The sequence below is a fragment of the Nocardiopsis xinjiangensis YIM 90004 genome (assembly GCF_000341145.1).
Taxonomy (GTDB): Bacteria; Actinomycetota; Actinomycetes; order Streptosporangiales; family Streptosporangiaceae; genus Nocardiopsis; species Nocardiopsis xinjiangensis.
In genome coordinates this window covers 59,907-81,173 of sequence record NZ_ANBE01000004.1, presented here as the reverse complement: position 1 = coordinate 81,173, position 21,267 = coordinate 59,907, and the positions used below count along the sequence as shown (strand labels likewise).

Sequence of the window (21,267 nt, the reverse complement as noted above, 5' to 3'; positions counted from 1 at the left end):
AGGTCAGCTCTGGAGCTGCTCCCAGACCTGGCGGTCGCGCTCGGCGGTCCAGATGGCGGGCCGCTCGATGCCGGAGAACTCGTCCCAGAGCCGGGAGACGTCGAAGGGCAGGCAGTGCTCGAAGATGGGCCAGTGGCCGTAGTCGCCGACCAGGGCCGCGTGGGTGGCGTCGAAGGCTTCCTTGAGGGTGCCGCCGCGCTCGTGGACGGCACCGACCCGGTCGATCATCACGTTCAGGAAGTTGCGGGTCTGTTCGATGGCGGCGTCGACCTCGGCGCGGCCGCGGCTGACGGCCCCGCGTCCGCCCACGAGCATCTGCGCGCCCAGGGCCTTGACGCGGTCCAGGGTGTGCCCAGCCCAGTCGTGGTGGAAGGCGTCGCCGGTGTAGAGGGCGGCCTGGGCCTCGACGAGGTCGCCGGCGAAGAGGATCTTCTGTCGGGGCAGCCAGGCCACGATGTCGCCCTCGGTGTGGCCGCGGCCCAGGTACTGCAGGACGAGTTCGCCCCGCTCGCCCCCCAGGTCGATGGTGGTGCGGTCGGCGAAGGTCTGGGTGGGCCAGGTCAGGCCGGGTACGGAGTCGGCGTCCTTGGCCAGGCGGGGCATGCGTCCGAACTCGCTCTCCCAGTCCTCCTTGCCGCGTTCGCGGATGAGGTCGTGGGTCTTCTCGTGGGCCAGGACGATGTCGGCGTCGAAGGCGCTGGCGCCCAGCACACGCACGGCGTGGTAGTGGGACAGGACCAGGTAGCGGATGGGTTTGTCGGTGTGTTTGCGCAGTTCGGTGAGCCACTCGCGGGCGGCGACAGGGGTTGCCAGGGCCTCGAAGGCGACCAGGAAGTCCTCCCCCTCGATGGCACCGATGTTGGGGTCGCCCTCGGCGGTGAGCGCGTAGACGCCGTCGGCGAGCACTTCGAGGCTCTGTTGTTTGGTGTCGGTGTCGGCGGAGGAGGCGAACGGCTTGGTGGCCATGGTCGAAGGACCTCTCACTCGTCGCGGGCGGCTGCCGCCACCCAAATGATCAAATGTTTGATGAATCTGACCGTAACGTGGGCCACGCCACACGACCAAGAGGCCCGACCAGGTACTTCCGTGATACAGATCACACAATAGCGAGGCAAGGCGGAACACTCGGGCCGGCGACGCGCCCCGGCCGCACATGGGTGCAGGAACGGGGACCCCTCGTCACCACCCCGGCCACGAACCGCCTCCCTCGGCCCGCACCGTCCCCCCGGCAACAGAGCCTTGCGGCTTTAAGGTGAACCGGTGACCCACGAGAGCGCTCCCCCGGACGAACTGACCTTCTGGTCATTCGTGGACTTCGCCGTGCGCAAGGCCCGACAGGAATTGCCCGCGGTCGACACCGACGCCATGCGCATGGCCCTGACCCTGAGCCGGGCCAGCAGCATGGTCATCTACGACCTGGAGTCCACCGTCCACCGACCCCGCGGGCTCACCTGGCCGGGCTTCCGTGTCATCTTCGCGCTCTGGCTCGCCGGGCCCATGGAGGCCAAGACCACCGCCGATATCTCCGGAACGAGCCGGGCCGCTCTGTCCGCGCTGCTCAACACCCTCGAACGCGACGGTCTCGTGGTGCGCGAACGCGCCAGCCACGACCGGCGCGCCCTGCAACTGAGCCTGACCGAAGAGGGCTACGGAGCCATCCTCGGCGGGTTCCGGGCCCACAACCGCCGCGAGAGCGCCTGGGCCGAAGCCCTGGAACCGCACGAACGCACCGAACTGGTACGCCTGCTCAACAAACTCATGGCCGGCTCCACCGACGCCAAGGCCAAGTTCCGCAGCTGACCCCCGGGGCCCGCCCCGGCCACGGCAGGACCTTGAGCCCCCACACGAGGCTTGCGACGATGCTGCCCATGCACCCAGCTCTGCACCGGGCCCGCGCCCACTTCACCCCGCGCGGCACTTACCTCGACACCGCTTCCCACGGCCTGCTGCCCCGGGCCGCCCGACAGGTCCTGGACGAACACACCGAAGCCGTGGCCACCGGAACCTTCCGGACCGCCGACGGGGACGCCCCCACCGAGGAAGTCCGCGCCACCTACGCCCGCCTGACCGGGGTCGAACCCGACCAGGTGGCCCTGAGCACACACGTGTCCCAACTCGTGGGCACCATCGCCGCCTCCCTGCCGCAAGGGGCCCGGGTACTCGCACCCGAACGCGAGTTCGCCTCCGCCGTGCAGCCCTTCTCCCGCCACCCCGGCCTGACCGTGCACGAGGCGCGCCCCTGCACGAACTGGCCGAACACGTGGGCCCGGCCACCGCACTGGTGAGCGTCTCGGCCGTGCAGTCTTCCGACGGCGCCCTGGCCCCCTTGGCGGACCTGGCCCGGGCCTGCCGCGAGCACGGGGCCCGCCTGCTGGTGGACACCACCCAGTCCGCCGGATGGCTGCCCCTGCCGCAGGTGCCGATCGACTACACCGTCTGCTCCACCTACAAGTGGCTGCTGGCCCCGCGCGGCACCGCCCTGCTCACCGGCACCCGCGAGGCCCTGGCACAGCTGCGACCCCTGGCCCCCTCCTGGTACGCGGCCGAGCACCCCTGGAAGAGCCTCTACGGTGCCGGCGCACCGCCGGCCACCGACGCCCGCCGTCTGGACCAGGCCCCCGTCTGGGGCGCGGCCCTGGCCCTGGCCCAGAGCCTGCGGGTGATCGAGGAGACCGGACCGGCCGTGATCGGCGCCCACAACGTTGCCTTGGCCGACCGGTTGCGCACCGCCCTGGACCTGGAACCGGCCGACTCGGCGATCGTCTCGCTACCGGTCTCGGAGCGGGCCGCCACCCGGGTCGCCGAGGCCGGTATCGCCACGGCCTCACGCAATGGGCGCATGCGCGTGGCCTTCCACCTGTACAACACCGACCAGGACGTCGATCACCTGCTCACGGCGTTGCGGTGACCCTCCGGGGGCCGATCGCGCGAACAAGCGCCCGGCCCCGGATCGATGTCCGACTCAGAAGATCAGACCGCAGATTGCCGGATCGGACCGCGACAAGGCGGTGTCCAGGCGCGTGACCGTGCCGGGGGTGTGCTCGGAGATCAACCCCGCGCGCAACGGGCCCAGGAGCGGGCGCTGCCCCAGGTGGGCCGCGCCCAGATGGGACACGTCCAGCGACACGTCCGGGGCGGCCTCGGTGGTGTCTACTTGCGCGCCGTCGGGCCCGCCCTTGACGTGCCAGGTCCCCGCGTTCCAGGGGGCGTAGCGGTCGGTGACCTCCAGGACGGCTTCGAAGGGCACCGCGTAGGTACGTTCGGACAGCGCCGCAGGCACGTCCACCAGTCGGACCCACAGAGAGTCCACCAGTGTGGTCTCCAGACTCTGGTGGTCCAGGACCAAGTGCTCGAGCGGGTCGTCCTGAGCCAGCCAGTCGAACTCCACCCGGGTGATGAGGTCGAAGGAGAACAGGTGCTCGTACAGGGCCGTGTGCGCGGCCGGGGTGAGGGCCACCGCCTCCTGCACGTGCAGCACACTCCTGGAACCGTGGACGGACCAACGGCGTTCGGCCCGGTGCAGCGCATAGCCCACCGGCCCGTCGGCCCCCTGGACCACCGAGACTCGCAGCGGTCCCTTGCCGCCGCGCTCGGCCGGATCATCCTTCAGGAGCCGGTCCCACCACGCCTGGTCCCGGGCGAACCGGCCCAGCTGGGTCCGGGCCACTCGGCCGAAGACCTCCTCCACCGGGGCGCGGGCCGCCTCGGGACGTTCCAGCTCGACCCACAGACCAGGGTCCCTGGGCGCGTCGGCGCGTAGCCCCGCGTGGTGCAGATCGATCGCGCCCTGGACCTCGGTGACGGCGAGCCCGAACCCGTAACGCCCGTAGATCCCGCTCTCGGAGGCCCACAACGCGGCATAATGCTCACCTGTGGACCTCAGGTCGGCCAATTGGCGGCGCATCAGCGCGCTGAGCACCCCTTGCCGCCGACGCGTGGGCCAGACCCCCACCCCGGTGACGCCGGCGACGCGGCGCACCCCACCGGGCAGGGCCATGTCGAAGGCGTGGGAACGGGTGCTGCCCACGATGGCGCCGTGTTCGTCAACGGCAGCCAGGATACGGCCGTACCCGTTGCGTTCGGGGAAGTGGCGCAATCGTGCGCCGACCTCCTCGGGCAATTCCGGGGCGATCATGGCGGCCAACACCACCTCCGCCACATCGGGGAGTTCGTCGCGGTCGATGCCGCGCACGGTCCAGGGACCGGCCGTTTCGGGTGTGGGCATGGTGGTTTCGGTGCCCGCGCGGGCACCGGCCTCCTCGTCTCTACGGGGGCGGGGTGTGCTCAAGGGTCGGTGCCACAGCAGGGGCGGCCGGCGTGGAGCGGTGTCGGAACACCCGACGGTACCGGGCCCGTGGAGGCGACCACGGAGCGATGGAACCAGGTCGGGTCCCGGGGCGGCCACCGATTTTTCCGCCCGGGCCCGGACCGGTCAGGCATAACGGGCCCGTGCCGGGGAAGACACCGGCCTGTGACGAACCCACACCCCTCCCCCTCCCCCTCCGGCCCACTCGTCCTGGGCGTGGACGCGGGCGGCACCAGGACCCGCGCCCTGGTCGCCACCCTCTCGGGCCACCGCCTGGGCGAGGCCTTCTCCGAGGGCGCCAATCCCAACTCCCACGGTGTAGAGCCGGCGGCCCAACGCATGACCGAGGCCGTGGCCGGGGCCTTGGACCGGGCCGGCCCCGGAGCGCGCCAGGCCTTGGCGGCAACCGCGGTCGGTCTGGCCGGGGTCTCGGCCCTGGCCGAGGAAGCGGTACGCGCCCGCATGGAAACCGCCCTGGGGCAGGCAGGAGTGGAAGCCGATGCGGTCTTCACCGGCGACGACGAGGTGGCCTTCGCCTCGGGCACCTGCGAACCGGACGGGGTGGTACTCATCGCCGGGACCGGAGCGATCGCCGCCCGCATGCAGGAACGTGCGCGCACCCGCGTCGCCGACGGCCTGGGCTGGCTGGTGGGCGATGCAGGGTCGGGGTTCTGGATCGGGCACCGGGCCGCCCGCGCCGGCGCCCGGCAGTTGATGGCCGGGCACGAGGCGGGGCCCCTGACCCGGGCGGTGGTGGCCCACGCCCTGCCCGAAGGCGAGGCTCTGGCCCCGCGCGAGCGTGCGCGCGCCCTGGCGCGGGCGTTGACGGCCGCACCGCCCATCGACCTGGCAGAGCTGGCACCCCTGGTGAGCCGGGCCTGCGAACAGGGTGATGCCTCGGCCGCACACATCGTGGCCCGGGCCGCCGAGCACCTGGCCGGCTCGGTGCGGTCGGTGCGCGAGAGCGGTGAGCGCACCCCGGTGGTCCTGGCCGGCGGGGTCCTGGCCCACTCGGGGCCGGTACGCGCGGCGCTGGTGCGCGAGCTCTCCCCCGAGGCACCGGTGGTCACAGCCGGGTGCACGGCCGGAGGAGCGGCCTGGACAGCGGCCCTGCGCGCGGGTCTTTCGCCCGGCGACCGACACACACACGCGGCCTTCACCCAACCGAGCTCCCCCGAGCACGGCCCCGTGTGAACGCCCCGGCCCCGGCCCCGGTGACACGAGAGGGATGGTTTGCCGGGTGCCCTTTCAACGCCTACGGTGTACTTGGTTAGGCTAACCTAACCATGAGCCTGGAGAAGGGAACGCCGTGGCCGAGCAGAAGCCGCGCAAGAGGACCGTCCACACCGGAACGGTCGAGTCCACCGAGCGGCTGACCCCGCACATGGTGCGCATCGTCCTGGGCGGCAGGGGCCTGGACCGGTTCGACACCGGCGGCCACAGCGACAGCTACGTCAAGCTCTTCTTCCCCGAGACCGGGGACCTGAGCACCGCCGACCTGGAACACACCCTCAACCACGGCCCCCGCGCGCAGTGGCCCACCACCCGCACCTACACCGTCCGCCACTGGGACCGCCGGCAGCGCCTGCTCACCCTCGACTTCGTCACCCACGGCGACACCGGCCTGGCCGGGCCCTGGGCCGAGGCCGCACGCCCCGGCCACACCCTGCACTTCACCGGCCCCGGCGGCGACTACACTCCCTCCCCCGAGGCCGACTGGCACCTGCTCGCCGGCGACGAGAGCGCCCTGCCCGCCATCGCCGCCGCCCTGGAGAACCTGCCCCGGGGCGCCGCCGCCCACGTCTACCTCGAGGTCGCCGGCCCCGAGGAGGAACAGGCCCTGAGCACCGGCGAAGGCGTCCACCTGCACTGGCTCCACCGCGGCAGCGGCGTCGTCGGCTCCGCCCTCGTACCGGCCGTACGCGCCCTGGACTTCCCCACCGGGCGCGTACACGCCTTCGTGCACGGAGAAGCCAACGCCATCCGCGACCTGCGCCGCCTGCTGCGCATCGAACACGCCCTGCCCAAGGAATGGCTCTCGGTATCGGGATACTGGCGCCTGGGCCGCGACGAGGACACCTGGCAGTCCACCAAGAGCGAATGGAACCGCAGCATCGAGGACGAGGAGCAGGCCGCCCTGGCCGCCACCGCCGACTGAGCCCACCGGCGCAGCACACGCCCGCCGCCCCTGCCCCGGGAACCGGCGGGCGCCGCGCCCTCCTCAAAGATCCAACTGGTCCAGCGCCGACAGGTACCCCTCGGAGAAGGTCGGGAACTGGAACACCGCGTTGCGCAGCGTCTGCACCGGGATCTGCGCCCGGATCGCCAACGCAGCGGTGTGGATCCACTCCGAGGACAACGGCGCGAACGCCCACGCTCCCACCAGCACACCCGAGGAGCGGTCCGCGACCAGCCCCATCCTGGCCCTGGGCTCGGAAGCGTAGGTCCAGGGACGGGCCAACTCCTCGGTCAGGTCCACCTCCGCCACCACCGGGTCCAGCCCCCGCTCACGCGCAGCGGCCTCGGTCAGACCCGCCGCGGCCACCTCCGGGAAGCTGAAGACCACCCGGGGTATCCCCGTGTAGTCGGCCCGGTGCTCACGGCCGAACATGTTGTCGGTCACCACCCGCGCCTGGTACTTGGCCACGTGCGTGAACATCGCCTGCCCGGTCAGGTCACCGACCGCCCACAGGCCCGGCGCCAGACGGCAGTGCTCGTCCACCACCGGAAGGCCCCCGCCGGTGTCCACCCCCACCTCGTCCAGACCCAGCCCCTCGGCCCGGGGACGGCGCCCGGCGGCCAGCACCACCACATCGGTCTCCACCCGGGTGCCGTCGTCCAGGTGCGCGACCACCCCGTGCCCCTGGCGGGCCACCGAGGAGACCTGCGTTCCGGTACGCACGTCGATCCCCTCGTGTGCGAACTGGTCGGCGATCAGCTCACACAGACGCGGGTCCTCACGGTCCAGCAGACGCTCGCCGCGCTGGACGACGGTGACCCGGGCGCCCAACGCCGCCAGGAACTGGCTCAGTTCCACACCCACCGCGCTGCCGCCGACCACCACCGCCCGCTCGGGGATGGACTCCAGCGTGGTCGCCTCACGGTTGGTCCACACCACGTCCGGGCCCAACTCCGACAACCCCTCGATCGGGGGCAGCACCGGCTCGGACCCGGTCGCCAGCACCACGTGGTCCGCGCTCAACTCGGTGCCGTTGACCACGACACGCCAGGGGTCGCGCCCCACCAGACGGGCCCGGCCCTTGAAGACCCGCACACCCAGGTTCCGGTAGTCGGCCACCTGCGCCGAGTCGTCCAAGTGGCGGATCATGCCGTCGCGGTAACCGCGCAGACCGTCCCAGTCCAGTTCGGGCCGGGAGAGTCCGGCCGCCCCGGCCGCTTCCCGTTGCGCCTCCGGGGCCCGCAACAGCACCTTGGAAGGGATACACGCGTAGTAACCGCACTCGCCCCCGATCAGGTTGCTCTCGACCACCGCCACGTGTTGGCCCTCACCCAACAACCGCGAGGCCACCGACTCACCACCGGGCCCCATGCCCACCACGATCGTGTCCAGGTGTTCCATCGCCTGCCCCCTCGCATGTTCCGTGTGCCGCGCTGCCGATCGATGGTCTCCTGCCCGGCCTTGGGACCAGGAATGCGACACGGGCCCCGCCCGCCCCCTCCACCCCGCGCCCGGCCCCCTCCGGCAGGACGCACCCTCTCCTTCAGCGGCGTTCACATCTGCGGGCATGGTGTACTTGGCGCTGATCGCCCTTGTCGTGTCGTTGGAGAAAAAGAGGGGGGAGCGCCGCCCCGGCCCAGACGCATGTCCACTCAGAACATCATCCTCGTCCTCGACCTGATGGGTGTCTTCGCGTTCGCGCTGGACGGAGCCCTCACAGGAATCCGCACCGCGCGCGTGGACCTCGTCGGCGTCATGGTGCTGGGCGTGACCACCGCTCTGGGCGGGGGCATCATCCGCGATCTCCTGCTCGGCCAGACCCCCGCCACCTTCCAGGACTGGCGCTACATCATCGTCGCCCTGGTCGGCGCCACCCTGGCCTTCTTCCTCAGCAGCCAACTACGGCACCTGGCCACACCGATCCAGCTCTTCGACGCCGCCGGCCTGAGCCTGTTCGCCGTCATCGGCGCCACCAAGGCCATCGAGGTCGGCTTCGGCCCCCTGCAGGCCGTCCTGCTGGGCACGATCACCGGTGTGGGCGGCGGCACCATCCGCGACGTGCTCCTGAACCGGATCCCCGTGGTGCTCAGCGCCAACTCACGCCTGTACGCCATCCCGGCGTTGCTGGGCGCCGGCGTGGTGGTGCTCTCCGACACCGTCGGCCCGGGCTCGATCTGGTTCGCCGTCGTCGGCGCCCTGGTGTGCTTCAGCGTGCGCGTTCTCTCCCTGCGCTTTCGCTGGAACGCCCCGCCCCCGCCCGGAGCCACGCCGGTCTGAGCCCCGCCGGGGTGAGTGGTGTTCGTCGGCGAGAGCGGAACAGCCCGGGCCAAGGGGCGGACCGCACACCTCGAGGCGCCCCACCCCAACCCAGGCCATTGGGCTTTTCCCATACGGTGAGGGGCTCTGCTGTTCCAGTGGGGCACCCCGAAGTTTTCCGGGGCACGAAGTTTTCCGGACCATCCACCGCCTGCCCCGCCACGACCGGGAACCGGCCCGCGTCGACGGCCTAACCCGGCCCCGGCGCCCGGGCGGCGACCTCGCGCAGCGTCGCGACCATCGCCGGGACCGGTTCGGGCGGACGGCGCCGGTGCACCGCGTAGATCTCCCGGGCCGGTGAGACGTCACTGAGCGGGCAGCTGACCCACCCCCCGCCCCGGGCCGCCCCCAGGATCGACTGCGGCACCAGCGCCACCCCCACACCGGCCTCGATCAGGGCCAGCGCCACCTCGTAGTCACGGGTCTCATAAGCCACCGACAGACGCACCCCCGCCTCGGCCGCGGCGGTGTCCAGACTGATGCGGTTGTGGATCCCGGGCGCCCCGCAGATCCACTCCTCCTCGGCCAGATCGGCCAACGACAGCCGGCCGTCCGCCAAGGCATGGCCCTGGGGCGCCACTGCCAACAAGGGATCGACCAGGACACGTTCACGGTGCAGCCCCGAGGCGGACGGCAACGGTACCCCCGGATAGCGGTGGGTGATGAGCAGGTCCAGCTCACCGGAGGTGACCTGACCGTGCCCGCCGGGCGGTTCGACGTCGAACAAGGACAGGCGCACGTGCGGGTGCTCGTTACCGAACAACGCCAACGTCTGCGGAAGCAGGACCTTGCCCGCACTGGCGAAGGCCCCCAACGAGAGCTGGCTGGGTTCCCGACCGCCCACCGCGCGCACGGCCCGTTCGGCATCGCGCAATTCGCCCAGCACCCGTTCACCGCGCTCGAGCAGCACCTGCCCGGCCTCGGTCAGGGTCGCCCCGGTACGCCCGCGCTCCACCAGCAGGGCCCCCACTTCCCGCTCCAGCTTGGTCAGCTGCTGCGAGAGCGCAGGCGGGGTGTAGGACAGGCGTTCGGCGGCCGCGGCGATGGATCCGGCATGGGCGACCTCCACCAGCACACGCAACCGGTTGGCGTCGATCACAGCAGCCCTCCGACAAACAAACCTTGATGCAAAGCAAAGCTTAATGAAGTTTAGTAGAGGCAACTTTATGTTAATCATCAGTAGCGGCACAGTGGAAGCATGAGCCCCGAGACCGCACCCACCATGCTTGCGCCCACAGCCACCGACGTGCGCGCCGCCGCCGAACGCATCGCCCCCTATGCCCGCCGCACCCCCGTGATGCGCACCGAGATCGACGGCCGTCCGCTCACCCTCAAGCTCGAACACCTGCAGCTGACCGGTGCCTTCAAACTGCGCGGAGCCCTCAACGCCCTGCTCGGCGGCCCCCGGACCGACCACGTCATCACCGCCTCCGGCGGCAACCACGGCCTGGGCGTGGCCACCGCCGCACGACTGCTGGGCAAACACGCCACCGTCTACGTGCCCGAGACCGTGCCCGAGGCCAAGGCCGTCCCCCTGGCCGAGACCGGCGCCCACATCGTGCGTGTGGGCGAGCACTACGCCGAGGCCGCCGAGGCCGCCCGCGCTCACGCCCAACGCGAGAACGTGCGCTACCTGCACGCCTTCAACGACCCGTTGGTCGTGGCCGGTCAGGGCACCATCGGCCTGGAGGTGGCCGCCGACGCACCCGAGTGCGACACCGTGGCCGTGGCCGTGGGCGGGGGCGGGCTCGCCGCCGGGGTCCGTCTGGGCGCCGGCCGGCGCCAGGTCGTGGGTGCCGAACCCGAGGGCTGCCAGAGTCTGCACGCGGCCCTGTCCCACGGCCATCCCGTGCAGACCCCCGTGGACTCGGTGGCCTCCTCCGCCCTGGGTGCGGCCACTCTGGGCGAGGTGCCCTTCCAGGTCCTGCGCGAACACCCCATCACCCCGACCCTGGTCAGTGACGCCGAGATCGTGCACGCCCAGCAGCGCCTGTGGTCGGACCTGCGCATCGCCACCGAAGCAGCCGCCGCCGTTCCCTTCGCCGCCTGGCTGGCCGGCCGGGTCCCCGGAGAGAACCCCTGCCTGGTGGTGTGCGGGGCCAACGCCGACTGGCGCCCCACCGACTGAACCGCGCCCACGGATCGGCCCTTGCCGCGCCCTTTCCACCGGACCACCACGGCCCACGCCGGTGGTGATCGGTCCCACGGTGTTTCAACCCGGGAAAAAGAGCACAGGGACCAGTAGAGGGGGCCGGCATCATCGGTTCGGGCGACAGAAGCCCGACCAGCGCGTTTCGAACCGCACACACGCGTTTCCCGGCCTCCCCGCAGAGGGGGGTTCCCGTGACCAAGAACATTTTTGTCCTCGGCCTCGACGACCACAACCACGCAGCGCTGCACGCACTGCCCGGGGACCACCGCTTCCACCCGCTGCTCGACCTGGAGCAGCTGACCCGGGGAGAGCTGGACATGCCCGCGCTGCTCGCCCAGGCCGAGCACCAACTGGACACCTTCGACGGCACCGTCGACGCCGTCATCGGCTACTGGGACTTTCCCGTCAGTTCCCTGGTGCCCCTGCTGTGCGAACCACGCGGGCTGCCCCACGCCCCGCTGGAGGCCATCGTCCGGTGCGAACACAAGTACTGGAGCCGGCTGGAACAGCGCATGGTGGTGCCCGAGGTCGTCCCGGGCTTCGCCGAGGTCGACCCCGGCTCCCCGCACATCCCCGAGGGGCTCACCTACCCGTTGTGGTTGAAGCCGGTGAAGGCCTTCTCCTCCGAACTGGCCTTCCGTGTCACCGACGACGACGGGTTCCGCGAGGCGATGGAGGAGATCCGCCAGGGGGCCGGCCGCGTCGGAGAGCCCTTCCAATGGGTCATGGACCGGGTGCGACTGCCCGCGAAGGTGGCCGAGGCCGGCGGGACGTCCGGGCTGGCCGAGGAAGAGGCCCAGGGGCGCCAGCTCACCGTGGAGGGCTACGTCCACGGGTCCAAGCCCTACATCTACGGCGTCATCGACTCCGACTGCTACCCGGGCACCTCCAGCTTCCTGTGCTACGAGTACCCCTCCAGGCAGCCCAACGAGGTCCGCGAGCGCCTGATCGACTTCACCGCACGGGTCATCTCCCACGTGGGACTGGACAACACCGCCTTCAACGTCGAGTACTTCTACGACCGGCAGAAGGACTCCCTCATCCTGCTGGAGATCAACCCCCGCCACTCCCAGTCGCACTCGGCCCTGTTCGAGAGCGTGGACGGCAGAGCCAACCACGATGCGGTCCTGCGCATCGCGCTGGGCGAGGAGCCCGTGCACAGCCGCAACGGACAGTACGCGTTCGCGGCCAAATGGTTCCTGCGCCACTTCACCGACGGCTTCGTGCGTTCGGTCCCCTCCCAGGAAGAGATCGAACGCATCCGGCAACAGATCCCCGGGCTGCACGTGGAGATCACCGCCCGGCCGGGCCAGTGGCTCTCCGACCTGCCCGGACAGGACAGCTACAGTTTCGAGCTCGCCGACGTCTTCGTGGGCGCGAGCGGCCCCGAAGAAGCCGAGCGCATGTACCAGGAGTGCAAGGAAGCGCTCCGCTTCGACATCCAGTACGCCGACCACAACTGAGCACGAGGGGGCCCGACCATGCGAACCGTGGACACACTCCCGCGCCAGATCCGCGAGGACGAGTACATCCGCATCCCGATGAGCGACGGGACCCATCTGGCCGCACGTATATGGCGCCCGGTGGACAGCGAACAGGCCCCGGTACCAGCGATCCTGGAGTTCATCCCCTACCGGCGCCGCGACCTGACCGCACAGCGCGACTCCATCCACCACCCCTACATGGCCGGTCACGGCTACGCCTGCGCACGCGTGGACCTGCGCGGCACCGGTGACTCCGAAGGGGTGCTGGAGGACGAGTACCTCGAACAGGAACTCACCGACGCCGAGGACGTCCTGGCCTGGCTCGCCGACCAGCCCTGGTGCGACGGCAACACCGCGATGATGGGCATCTCCTGGGGCGGGTTCAACGCCCTGCAGGTGGCCGCGCGCCGACCCCAGAGCCTGGGCGCGATCGTCACCGCCTCCTCCACCGACGACCGCTACTCCGACGACGTGCACTACATGGGCGGATGCCTGCTGGCCGACAACCTCTCCTGGGCCTCCACCATGTTCGCCTACAACTCCAGCCCGCCCGATCCCGAACTGGTGGGTGAGCGCTGGCGGCAGATGTGGCACGAGCGGTTGGAGCACAGTGGCCTGTGGCTGGACGCGTGGCTGCGCCACCAGCGCCGCGACGGCTTCTGGAAACACGGCTCGGTCGCCGAGGACCTGGGCGCCATCGACGTACCCGTCATGGCTGTCAGCGGGTGGGCCGACGGCTACTCCAACTCCGTCTTCCGTCTGATGGCCGGCCTGGACGTGCCCCGACTGGGCCTGCTGGGCCCCTGGTCGCACAAATACCCGCACCTGGGCAAGCCCGGTCCCGCCATCGGCTTCCTGCAAGAGCTGGTGCGCTGGTGGGACCGCTGGCTCAAGGGCATCGACAACGGCGTCATGGACGCGCCGATGCTGCGCGCGTGGATGCAGGACAGCGTCGCTCCCTCCACCGAGTACGAAGAACGCCCGGGCCGCTGGGTGGGCGAGAACACCTGGCCCTCCCCCAGCGTGGAACCGTTCGTGCGCTTCCTCGAGCACGGATACATCCTGCAGGAGGGCGCAGAACCCGAGCTCGACCGCGGCCCCATGACCCTGTCCTCACCGCTGTCGACGGGACAGTACGCGGGCAAGTGGTGCTCCTACAACGCCCCGCCCGACCTGCCCGCCGATCAGCGCGAGGAGGACGGCGGCTCGATGGTCTTCGACAGCGCGCCTCTGACCGAGAGGGTGGAGATCCTGGGCTCGCCCGTGGTCGACCTGGATCTGTCCGTGGACCGGCCCGACGCCATGGTCGCGGTCCGCCTGTCCGACGTCGCACCCGACGGCGAAGCCACACGTGTGACCTACGGACTACTCAACCTCACCCACGCCGACAGCGACGAATTCCCGCAACACCTCGAGCCCGGGCGCCGCTACCGTGTCTCGGTCTCCCTCAACGGGGTCGCCCAGGCCTTTCCGCCCGGGCACCGCATCAGGGTCGCGGTCTCCACCTCCTACTGGCCCCTGGCCTGGCCCTCGCCCGAACCGGTCATGCTCTCCGTGCACCCCGGAGAGCACACCCAGATGCTGCTGCCTGTGCGCTCGAACGCACAGGCCTCGGGCCCCGAACCCGAACCCTTCGAAGAACCCGAGGGCACCGAACCCCTCAGTACCCGCACGGTCCTGCCGGGCGAGCAGCGCTGGGACATCTCCCACGACCTGGTCCACTACCGTTCCTCGTTGAACGTGGTCAAGGATCTGGGCACGGTGTACTTCGACGACATCGACCTGCAGGTGACCAGGCGCGCGGTCGAGGACTACAGCTGGATCGGCAACCGCTACGACTCCGTACGCGGAGAGACCGTCTGGACCATGGGATTCGAACGGGGCCCCTGGTCGGTACGCACCATCACCCGCACGGTCCTGACCTCGACCACGACCCACTTCCATCTGCACGCCACCTTGGACGCCTACGAAGGGGGTGAGCGCGTGGCCTCCAAGATCTACTCCTCGGACATCCCCAGGGACCACGTCTGAGTTGCAGGGTGAGCTGTGGCACTTCCTGTGTGCCAGGTCATCGTTACCGGCCGGTCACCCTTACATTGGTTTGGATCACCACGACCAGCCCAAGGGGGACATGTGCTCTACGGTGCGCTGCGCCGGACCGCGGCGACCCTCGCCCGGACGGCCTGCCGACCGACCGTCCGGGGCCGGGAGAACGTCCCCGCCCAAGGGCCGGTCCTGCTGGCCAGCAACCATCTGTCCTTCGTCGACAGTGTCGTCATTCCCCTGTCGCTGCCCCAGCGTCCCGTGCGCTTTCTGGCCAAGAGCGACTACTTCGAGGGCCGCGGCCTCAAAGGGTGGGCAACCCGCACCACCTTCGGCACCCTGGGCGCCATGCCGGTACGCCGCGACAGCGCACGCGATGCCATGCTCACCCTGCAGATGATGCAGGAGCGCCTGGCCGAGGGCGAGGCCTGCGTGGTCTACCCCGAAGGCACCCGCTCACGCGATGGCCGCCTGTACCGAGGGCGCACCGGTATCGCCCACCTGGCCATGGAATCCAAGGCCCCGGTGGTACCGGTCGCCCTCTCCGGCACCCAACAGGTTCAGCCCATCGGCGCGAACGTGCCGCGCCCCCACCACTTCGAGGTGGCCTTCGGCCGGCCCTTGGACTTCACCACCGGCTACGACCACCTCGCCCCCGGCAAGGCCCGCCGCCTCATCACCGACGAGGTCATGGACGCCATCGCCGGCCTGTCCGGGCAAGAACGCGCCCCGGGATACAACGACTCCGGCTCCGAGAGCTGAGAAAGCCCCCTACGGGCCCGTCTCGACCAGGAACCGGTCCGGCGTCAACGGAAGCTCACGCACCCGCACCCCCGTGGCGTGATGGGCGGCGTTGGCCACCGCAGCGGCCGTACCCACGATCCCGATCTCTCCTGCCCCGCGCGAACCCATCGGTGTGGCACGGGTATCGGACTGCTCCAACCACTCGGCCTGTACACCGGCCACATCGGCGTTGGCAGCCACGTGGTACTGGGCCAGGTCCTGGTTGACCACCAGCCCCCGCCGCTCGTCCACCACACTGTGTTCGTGCAGGGCCATCGACAGCCCCATCACCATGCCGCCGATCAACTGCGAGCGGACAGTGCGGGGGTTGATCACCCGCCCTACCGAGAACAGCCCGTACATGCGCGGCACCCGCACCTCACCGGTGTCGTCGTTGACCCACGCCTCCGCGAAGTGGGCACCGAAGGAGTAGACCGCATGGTCCTCGGCCACCGTCTCCTCCGGGGTGGTGGCTGCGGCCCGGGCCCCCTCACCCGGAGCCGCACCGTGTTCCTCCGTGAAGGCCCGGGCCGCAGCCACCACCGCCGACCCCCACGAAGAGGTCCCACTGGAGCCGCCGGCGACCGAGGCCTGCGGCAAGGAACTGTCACCGATCTCCACACGGACCCGCTCGACCGGCACCTCCAAGGCGTCGGCGGCGATCTGCCCCAGTACGGTCCGTGCGCCCGTTCCGATGTCGGCCGCACCGATACGCAAGGTGTAGCAACCCGAGGCGTACTCGATCCGGGCCTGCGACCCCGGAATGACCACGTGCGGGTAGAACGCGGCGGCCACACCGGTGCCCACCCACCAATCACCCTCACGGCGGGCCCGAGGACGCCGGTCCCGCCCGTGCCAACCGAACCGCTCGGCCCCCTCCCGCAGACACCGCAACAGCGACCGGTCCGACCAGGGCCGACCCGACTGGGGGTCGCGCTCGGGCTCGTTGCGCTCCCGCAACTCGATCGGGTCCATGTCCAGCTCGTGGGCGAGCTCGTCCATGGCCGACTCGGATGCGTACATGCCAGGGCACTCCCCCGGCGCACGCATCCAGAAAGGGATGGGCACGTCCAGAGCGGTCAACCGGTGCGTACTACGCCGGTGCGGGGCCGCATACATCGTGCGCGAACACACCGCGCTCTGCTCGGCGAACTCCTTGACCGTGGAAGTGTGCTCCTCCGAGTCGTGCACCACCGCCCGCAACCTGCCGTCCCGGTCCGCGCCCAACCGCAACCGCTGGATCGTGGGACTGCGGTGGCCCACCAGAGAGAACGTCTGCTGGCGGGTGAGCGCGAACTTGACCCCGTGCCCCGGCAGCGCCCGCGCGGCCACCACGGCCAACACGTTGTGCGCGTGCGGCGAGCCCTTGGAACCGAACCCCCCGCCCACGTGCGGGGAGACCACACGCACCTGGCCGGGATCCAACCCGAACACCCCACTCAGGGTCTCCCGCACCGTGTGCGGGCCCTGAGTGGAGTCGTACAGGGTCAGATGCCCCTGTCCCGAGTCCTCCCACAGCGCGATGCTGGTGTGCGGCTCCATGGGATTGTTGTGCTCCATGGGCGTGCGGTAGGTGCGATCCAGCACCACCTCGGCCCTCTCCAGCTCCGCATCGGGCTCACCCTGCTCGCTGTCGGCCCCGGGCGCGGCCTCCTCCCCCGGCCGGTACAGGCGCGGGTGCCCCTGGGTCAGGACCACGTCGTGCTCCTCGGCCCGTTCCTGTACACGCACCAGCGAGGCGGCGTAGCGGGCCTCCTCCGGGGTCTCGGCCACCACCGCGGCCACGATCTGCCCGCGGAAGGCGATCACGGGCTCCTGCAGGACAGCGAACTCACGATCCCCGGTCCGAGCCAGACGCTCGGCGTTCTCGTGCGTCAGAACAACACGCACCCCGGGCCGCTCCTGGGCCTCAGCGGTCTCCACCGCCACGACACGGCCACGCGCCACCGTCGACAACACCGGATGCAGATACACAGGATCGCGCACCGGCTGCTCATAGGCGTAGGGCGCGTGCCCGGCGACCTTGGCCTCACCCTCGGTACGGGGCAGAGGCCGCCCGACCGCACCGGCCGGCGATGTCGTGCTCATCGGTCCTCCTGTGTGGTGAGCGAACGCAGGGTCGCACAGATCGTATTCACGGCCAGCGGGACCTTGAAGGCGTTGTCGGCACCCGGGCGGGCCTGGGCCAACTCGGCGTCTGCGGCCGCGCGGAAGGCCTCCTCGGTGGCCGGCTCCCCGCGCAGGACCTGCTCGGCGTGGTGGGCGCGCCAGGGCGCATGCGCCACCCCGCCCAGGGCCAGACGCACATCGGCCACCACTCCCTCCCGTATCTGCAGAGCCGCTGCCACCGACACCAGGGCGAAGGCGTAGGAAGCGCGCTCACGCACCTTGCGGTAGGTCGAACGGGCCGCCAGAGGAAGCGCGGGCAGGTCCACGGCGGTGATCAGATCGCCGTGCTCCAGAACGGTGTCGTGCTCGGGCCGGTGCCCGGGCAGACGGTGCAGACCCGGCATGGGCACACCGCGCTCACCCTCCGGACCCAGCACACGGACCTCCGCGCCCAGCGCGGTCAGGGCCACCGCCATGTCGGAAGGATGGGTGGCCACGCACTCCTGGGACACACCCAGCACGGCGTTGTCGCGCCCATGGCCCTCCCGGGCCGAACAACCACTGCCGGGCTCGCGCTTGTTGCACGGGGTGGTGGTGTTCTGGAAATAAGGGCAGCGGGTACGTTGCAGCAGGTTCCCGCCGGTGGTGGCCGCGTTGCGCAACTGCCCCGACGCCCCGGCCAGCAGGGCGGCCGAGAGCAGTGGATAACGCGAACGCACCAACGGGTGGGCGGCCAGGGCGCTGTTGGACACGGCCGCGCCCACCCTGATCCGTCCGTCTTCGAGTTCGGTGACCGTCTCATCCAGGGCCCCGCGCACATCCACCACGTGCTCTGGTGCAGCCACCCCGAGTTTGAGATGGTCGACCAGGTTGGTGCCCCCGGCCAAGTAGCGGGCACCGGGCTCCTCGGCCACGGTCTGCACCGCCGAGGCGGGGTCGTGGGCGCGGGTGTAGTCGAAGGGTTTCACTGGGCGGCCTCCCGCACGGCCGCCACGATGGCCGGGTAGGCACCGCACCGGCACAGGTTGCCGCTCATTCGTTCACGGATCTCGGCGTCGGTGGTCCGCACCGGCGCGTCGGGGTGGTCGGTGGCGTGGCTGGGCATACCCGCCTCCAGCTCGGAGAGCGCCCCCACCGCCGAACAGATCTGCCCCGGCGTGCAGTACCCGCACTGGTAGGCGTCGTGCTCCAAGAAAGCGCGGGTGACCCGGTGGGGGCCGCCCCCACCTTGGGCCAACCCGGCGGCGGTGGTCACGTGCGCACCGTCCTGGGCCACCGCCAGAGCCAGACAGGACAGGATGCGGCGCCCATCGGCCAGGACCGTGCAGGCCCCGCACTGGCCGTGGTCACAACCCTTCTTCGGTGAGTACTCGCCCAACCGGTCGCGCAACGCGTCCAGCAGGGTGGTGCGAGTGTCGACGGTCAGTTCCCGCCGATACCCGTCCACATGCAGAGTGATCGTGGCTTCCACCGGTGGCGCCCCTCGTCGTCGGCCTCGATGTCGCAGTCAGTCTGTTCCACTGCCCTGACACCACGAAGCCGACACGTCGGGGAACGCCGCTGCTACGGGCCGGTGGCCGGTTCAGGGCCGCCGACCGGTCAGCGCGATCAAACGGTCCTGGGTACTGGCGCCCTCATCGACCTCCACGGGCTCATCGAAGATGCCCGCGAAGGAGTTGGACTCACCGAAGCCCTGCTTCTGCGCCCACGCGTACACGTGCTCGACCAGATCCGGGTCCAGCTCCTCCTGGCTGCCCAGGGCACGGGCCAGGTCCCAGGCATGCACGGTCAGGTCGAAGGTCATCTGCCACAGGTACACCTCGCCCGGTGCATCACCGAAGGACAGGTGCACGGTCGCCTCCGAGGAGGAGGGCGCCAGCCAAGCGGTCCGGGCCTCACGGGCGGCCAGTTCCCACGTGGCGACCGGCTCCTCACCCAGGTTGTCGCCGTCGAAACGGTCACCGATCTCCTCCATGCGCGTACCGGCGACCAGGTGGGGCACCCACAGCTGTTCGGTGGTCAGATGGTTGACCAGATCGTGCACGTCCCAATCGGTGCAAGGGGTGGGCAGCGCCCAGTCGGTGAGCGAGACGGCCTTGACCCGCCGGTCGAACTCTCCCATGGCCGTGCCGTGCAGATCGATCAGTGCACTCATGTGCGCACCCCCCGGTGACGAAGTATGTGGTGACAGGCCCGAGCGCCCAGCTGCGGGCCGCCCGGCCCGGGCCAACGTACACCAGCGGCCCCGGGCTACGGTGCGCCCGGGGCCGCGTGAGAAGCGCTCCGGTCAGTGCACCGGAGCCTGTTCCTGCTGCTCGGTGTTGGTGCGGCGTACGAAGAAGGCCGCACCGAAGGCCAGCACGGCGGCGACCGCACCGATGGTGAAGGCGGTGTTGATACCGGCCGCCTGCGCAGCGACCTCACCCATGCCGTCCGTGGCCAGCCCCGCGGCGGTCACCGTCATGACGGTGGTGAAGGTGGCCGTACCCGCGGCCCCGGCCACCTGTTGGATGGTGCCGACCACGGCGCTGCCGTGGGAATAGAGCTTCTTGTCCAGTGATCCCAGGGCGCCGGTCAACAGCGGTGTGAACATCAGCCCCAGACCCACGCTCATGAACACGTGCGTGGCCACCACCACCGCGGGCGCGGTCTCGGTGTCGAAGATCAACACCATCGACCACATCACCACCGCAACCAGTGCGGCACCGGGGATCAGCAGCGGACGCGGACCGAACCGGTCGTACAGGCGCCCCACGAACGGGGCCAGCAGCCCCATGACCAGACCGCCCGGCAGCATCACCAACCCGGTGGCCAGGGTGTCCAGTCCCAGCACGTACTGCATGTACACCGGCAGCAGGATCAGCGTGCCGAACAGGGCAAGGAAACTGACCGCCACCAGGCCGATGGAGATGGAGAACTGGCGCGAACGGAACACGCGCAGGTCCAGCAGGGCACGCTCCTGACGCTGCAGACGCAGCTGGCGCAGCACGAACACCACCAGAGCCACCGCGCCCACAGCGATGGCGAGCCACGGCGGCACCACGGCCCCGGTCTCCTCACCCAGACTGGAGAAACCGTAGACCAACCCGCCGAAGGCCGGCGCCGAGAACAGCACCGAGAGAATGTCGATGCTGGCCGCGCGCGGCTCGGTGACGTTACGGATGAACAGCGCACCCAGCAGCAGCCCGCCGAGGGCGATGGGCAGCACCAGACCGAACAGCCAACGCCAGTCCAGTACGTTCAGGACCAGACCGGACAAGGTCGGGCCCACGGCCGGAGCCACCGAGATCACGATGGAGATGTTGCCCATGGTGCGTCCGCGCCGCTCGGCGGCGACCATGTTCAGCACGGTGGTCATCAGCAGCGGCATCATGATGGCCGTACCGGAGGCCTGCACGATGCGTCCCAGCAGCAACAGGGTGAAACCCGGCGCCAGGAAACAGATGAGCGTACCCACCGAGAACAGGCTCATCGCGGTGATGAAGACCTGCCTGATGTGGAAACGCTGCAGCAGGTAACCGGTGATGGGAATGACCACGGCCATGACGAGCATGAATGCCGAGGTCAACCACTGCCCGGTCGAGACCGAGATCCCCAGGTCCCGGTTCAGGGACGGCAGTGCCACAGCCATGATCGTCTCGTTGAGGATGACGACGAAAGCCGACACCAAAAGCAAGGGGATGACAAATTTATCGGCGCTCGGAGCGCGCTGAGCTTCGTTCGCCTCGGCGGCGTCTGGAGTGGGCTGCCCGGTCACAGGTGTCCTCGGTCGTGTCGTGATGGTCGGGGTCGTCGGTCTGCCGGGAGGGTGATTTTTGCAGACCGTGCAATGCAACCCGTCATGGTAATCAGACATTCCTTGCCCGCAACAGCGATTTTCCGCCGGACCGGACGT

Annotated in this window: 17 protein-coding genes and 1 pseudogene; 9 read left to right on the top strand and 9 right to left on the bottom strand. The window is 70.2% G+C overall.

Annotation, left to right across the window (positions count from 1 at the left end; all coding sequences use genetic code 11):
* Positions 1–3: 3 nt before the first annotated feature.
* Entirely contained in the window at positions 4–966 is a 963-nt protein-coding gene (locus D473_RS0102910; protein WP_017607600.1) for an MBL fold metallo-hydrolase, read from the bottom strand.
* Positions 967–1,260: 294 nt separating this feature from the next.
* On the opposite strand from D473_RS0102910, the gene D473_RS0102905 reads away from it, so the two are divergent.
* Both D473_RS0102905 and D473_RS25445 read left to right on the top strand, forming a co-directional pair.
* Entirely contained in the window at positions 1,261–1,800 is a 540-nt protein-coding gene (locus D473_RS0102905) for a MarR family winged helix-turn-helix transcriptional regulator (RefSeq protein WP_017607599.1), read from the top strand.
* Positions 1,801–1,859: 59 nt separating this feature from the next.
* Positions 1,860–2,908: pseudogene (locus tag D473_RS25445) on the top strand (aminotransferase class V-fold PLP-dependent enzyme).
* A gap of 54 nt (positions 2,909–2,962) precedes the next feature.
* On the opposite strand, the gene D473_RS0102895 reads toward D473_RS25445, so the two are convergent.
* Positions 2,963–4,225, bottom strand: a complete 1,263-nt coding sequence (locus tag D473_RS0102895) for a GNAT family N-acetyltransferase (protein WP_017607597.1) — start codon at positions 4,223–4,225, stop codon at positions 2,963–2,965.
* A 246-nt stretch (positions 4,226–4,471) separates the two neighbouring features.
* Between D473_RS0102895 and D473_RS0102890 the strand changes: the two genes are divergently transcribed.
* The gene (locus D473_RS0102890) at positions 4,472–5,500 is read left to right on the top strand and encodes an N-acetylglucosamine kinase (RefSeq protein ID WP_017607596.1); all 1,029 of its coding nucleotides are present in this window, start codon (positions 4,472–4,474) and stop codon (positions 5,498–5,500) included.
* Positions 5,501–5,615: 115 nt separating this feature from the next.
* The gene (locus D473_RS0102885) at positions 5,616–6,464 is read left to right on the top strand and encodes a siderophore-interacting protein (RefSeq protein WP_017607595.1); all 849 of its coding nucleotides are present in this window, start codon (positions 5,616–5,618) and stop codon (positions 6,462–6,464) included.
* Positions 6,465–6,527: 63 nt separating this feature from the next.
* On the opposite strand, the gene D473_RS0102880 is transcribed toward D473_RS0102885, so the two are convergent.
* Positions 6,528–7,886: a dihydrolipoyl dehydrogenase family protein gene (locus D473_RS0102880; protein WP_017607594.1), complete on the bottom strand. Its 1,359-nt coding sequence runs from the start codon at positions 7,884–7,886 to the stop codon at positions 6,528–6,530.
* Positions 7,887–8,129: 243 nt separating this feature from the next.
* Between D473_RS0102880 and D473_RS0102875 the strand changes: the two genes are divergently transcribed.
* Positions 8,130–8,762 (top strand): trimeric intracellular cation channel family protein, encoded by a 633-nt coding sequence (locus D473_RS0102875; protein WP_017607593.1) that lies wholly within the window; start codon positions 8,130–8,132, stop codon positions 8,760–8,762.
* A 229-nt stretch (positions 8,763–8,991) separates the two neighbouring features.
* Here D473_RS0102875 and D473_RS0102870 read toward each other — a convergent pair whose 3' ends face one another.
* Complete coding sequence (locus D473_RS0102870) at positions 8,992–9,900, bottom strand: LysR family transcriptional regulator (protein ID WP_017607592.1); 909 nt, start codon at positions 9,898–9,900, stop codon at positions 8,992–8,994.
* Between the two features lie 99 nt (positions 9,901–9,999).
* On the opposite strand from D473_RS0102870, the gene D473_RS0102865 reads away from it, so the two are divergent.
* The 4 genes from D473_RS0102865 (at position 10,000) to D473_RS0102850 (ending at position 15,242) form a co-directional block, all read left to right on the top strand.
* Positions 10,000–10,929 carry a serine/threonine dehydratase gene (locus D473_RS0102865; protein ID WP_017607591.1) on the top strand — a complete coding sequence of 310 codons (930 nt, stop codon included), beginning with the start codon at positions 10,000–10,002 and terminating at the stop codon, positions 10,927–10,929.
* A 215-nt stretch (positions 10,930–11,144) separates the two neighbouring features.
* Positions 11,145–12,416 (top strand): ATP-grasp domain-containing protein, encoded by a 1,272-nt coding sequence (locus D473_RS0102860; protein ID WP_017607590.1) that lies wholly within the window; start codon positions 11,145–11,147, stop codon positions 12,414–12,416.
* An 18-nt stretch (positions 12,417–12,434) separates the two neighbouring features.
* A complete protein-coding gene (locus D473_RS0102855) occupies positions 12,435–14,468 on the top strand; it encodes a CocE/NonD family hydrolase (protein ID WP_017607589.1) in 2,034 nt (677 codons plus the stop codon).
* A gap of 102 nt (positions 14,469–14,570) precedes the next feature.
* Positions 14,571–15,242 (top strand): lysophospholipid acyltransferase family protein, encoded by a 672-nt coding sequence (locus tag D473_RS0102850; RefSeq protein ID WP_017607588.1) that lies wholly within the window; start codon positions 14,571–14,573, stop codon positions 15,240–15,242.
* A gap of 9 nt (positions 15,243–15,251) precedes the next feature.
* On the opposite strand, the gene D473_RS0102845 is transcribed toward D473_RS0102850, so the two are convergent.
* From D473_RS0102845 to D473_RS0102825, 5 genes are all read right to left on the bottom strand, one after another.
* A complete protein-coding gene (locus D473_RS0102845) occupies positions 15,252–17,351 on the bottom strand; it encodes a xanthine dehydrogenase family protein molybdopterin-binding subunit (RefSeq protein ID WP_017607587.1) in 2,100 nt (699 codons plus the stop codon).
* Positions 17,348–18,340: an FAD binding domain-containing protein gene (locus tag D473_RS0102840; protein ID WP_017607586.1), complete on the bottom strand. Its 993-nt coding sequence runs from the start codon at positions 18,338–18,340 to the stop codon at positions 17,348–17,350. The genes D473_RS0102845 and D473_RS0102840 overlap by 4 nt, the downstream gene beginning before the upstream one ends.
* Positions 18,337–18,843 carry a 2Fe-2S iron-sulfur cluster-binding protein gene (locus tag D473_RS0102835; protein ID WP_017607585.1) on the bottom strand — a complete coding sequence of 169 codons (507 nt, stop codon included), beginning with the start codon at positions 18,841–18,843 and terminating at the stop codon, positions 18,337–18,339. The genes D473_RS0102840 and D473_RS0102835 overlap by 4 nt, the downstream gene beginning before the upstream one ends.
* A gap of 111 nt (positions 18,844–18,954) precedes the next feature.
* Positions 18,955–19,527: a TIGR03086 family metal-binding protein gene (locus D473_RS0102830; protein WP_017607584.1), complete on the bottom strand. Its 573-nt coding sequence runs from the start codon at positions 19,525–19,527 to the stop codon at positions 18,955–18,957.
* 132 nt (positions 19,528–19,659) lie between these two features.
* A complete protein-coding gene (locus D473_RS0102825) occupies positions 19,660–21,129 on the bottom strand; it encodes an MDR family MFS transporter (RefSeq protein ID WP_026126540.1) in 1,470 nt (489 codons plus the stop codon).
* Between the last annotated feature and the right edge of the window lie 138 nt (positions 21,130–21,267).

What these genes read in the sequence shown, in the direction of transcription:
- D473_RS0102910 (WP_017607600.1), bottom strand. Translation starts at nt 966, where the DNA reads ATGGCCACCAAGCCGTTCGCCTCCTCCGCCGACACCGACACCAAACAA.
- D473_RS0102895 (WP_017607597.1), bottom strand. Translation starts at nt 4,225, where the DNA reads ATGCCCACACCCGAAACGGCCGGTCCCTGGACCGTGCGCGGCATCGAC.
- D473_RS0102880 (WP_017607594.1), bottom strand. Translation starts at nt 7,886, where the DNA reads ATGGAACACCTGGACACGATCGTGGTGGGCATGGGGCCCGGTGGTGAG.
- D473_RS0102875 (WP_017607593.1), top strand. Translation starts at nt 8,130, where the DNA reads ATGTCCACTCAGAACATCATCCTCGTCCTCGACCTGATGGGTGTCTTC.
- D473_RS0102865 (WP_017607591.1), top strand. Translation starts at nt 10,000, where the DNA reads ATGAGCCCCGAGACCGCACCCACCATGCTTGCGCCCACAGCCACCGAC.
- D473_RS0102855 (WP_017607589.1), top strand. Translation starts at nt 12,435, where the DNA reads ATGCGAACCGTGGACACACTCCCGCGCCAGATCCGCGAGGACGAGTAC.
- D473_RS0102845 (WP_017607587.1), bottom strand. Translation starts at nt 17,351, where the DNA reads ATGAGCACGACATCGCCGGCCGGTGCGGTCGGGCGGCCTCTGCCCCGT.
- D473_RS0102830 (WP_017607584.1), bottom strand. Translation starts at nt 19,527, where the DNA reads ATGAGTGCACTGATCGATCTGCACGGCACGGCCATGGGAGAGTTCGAC.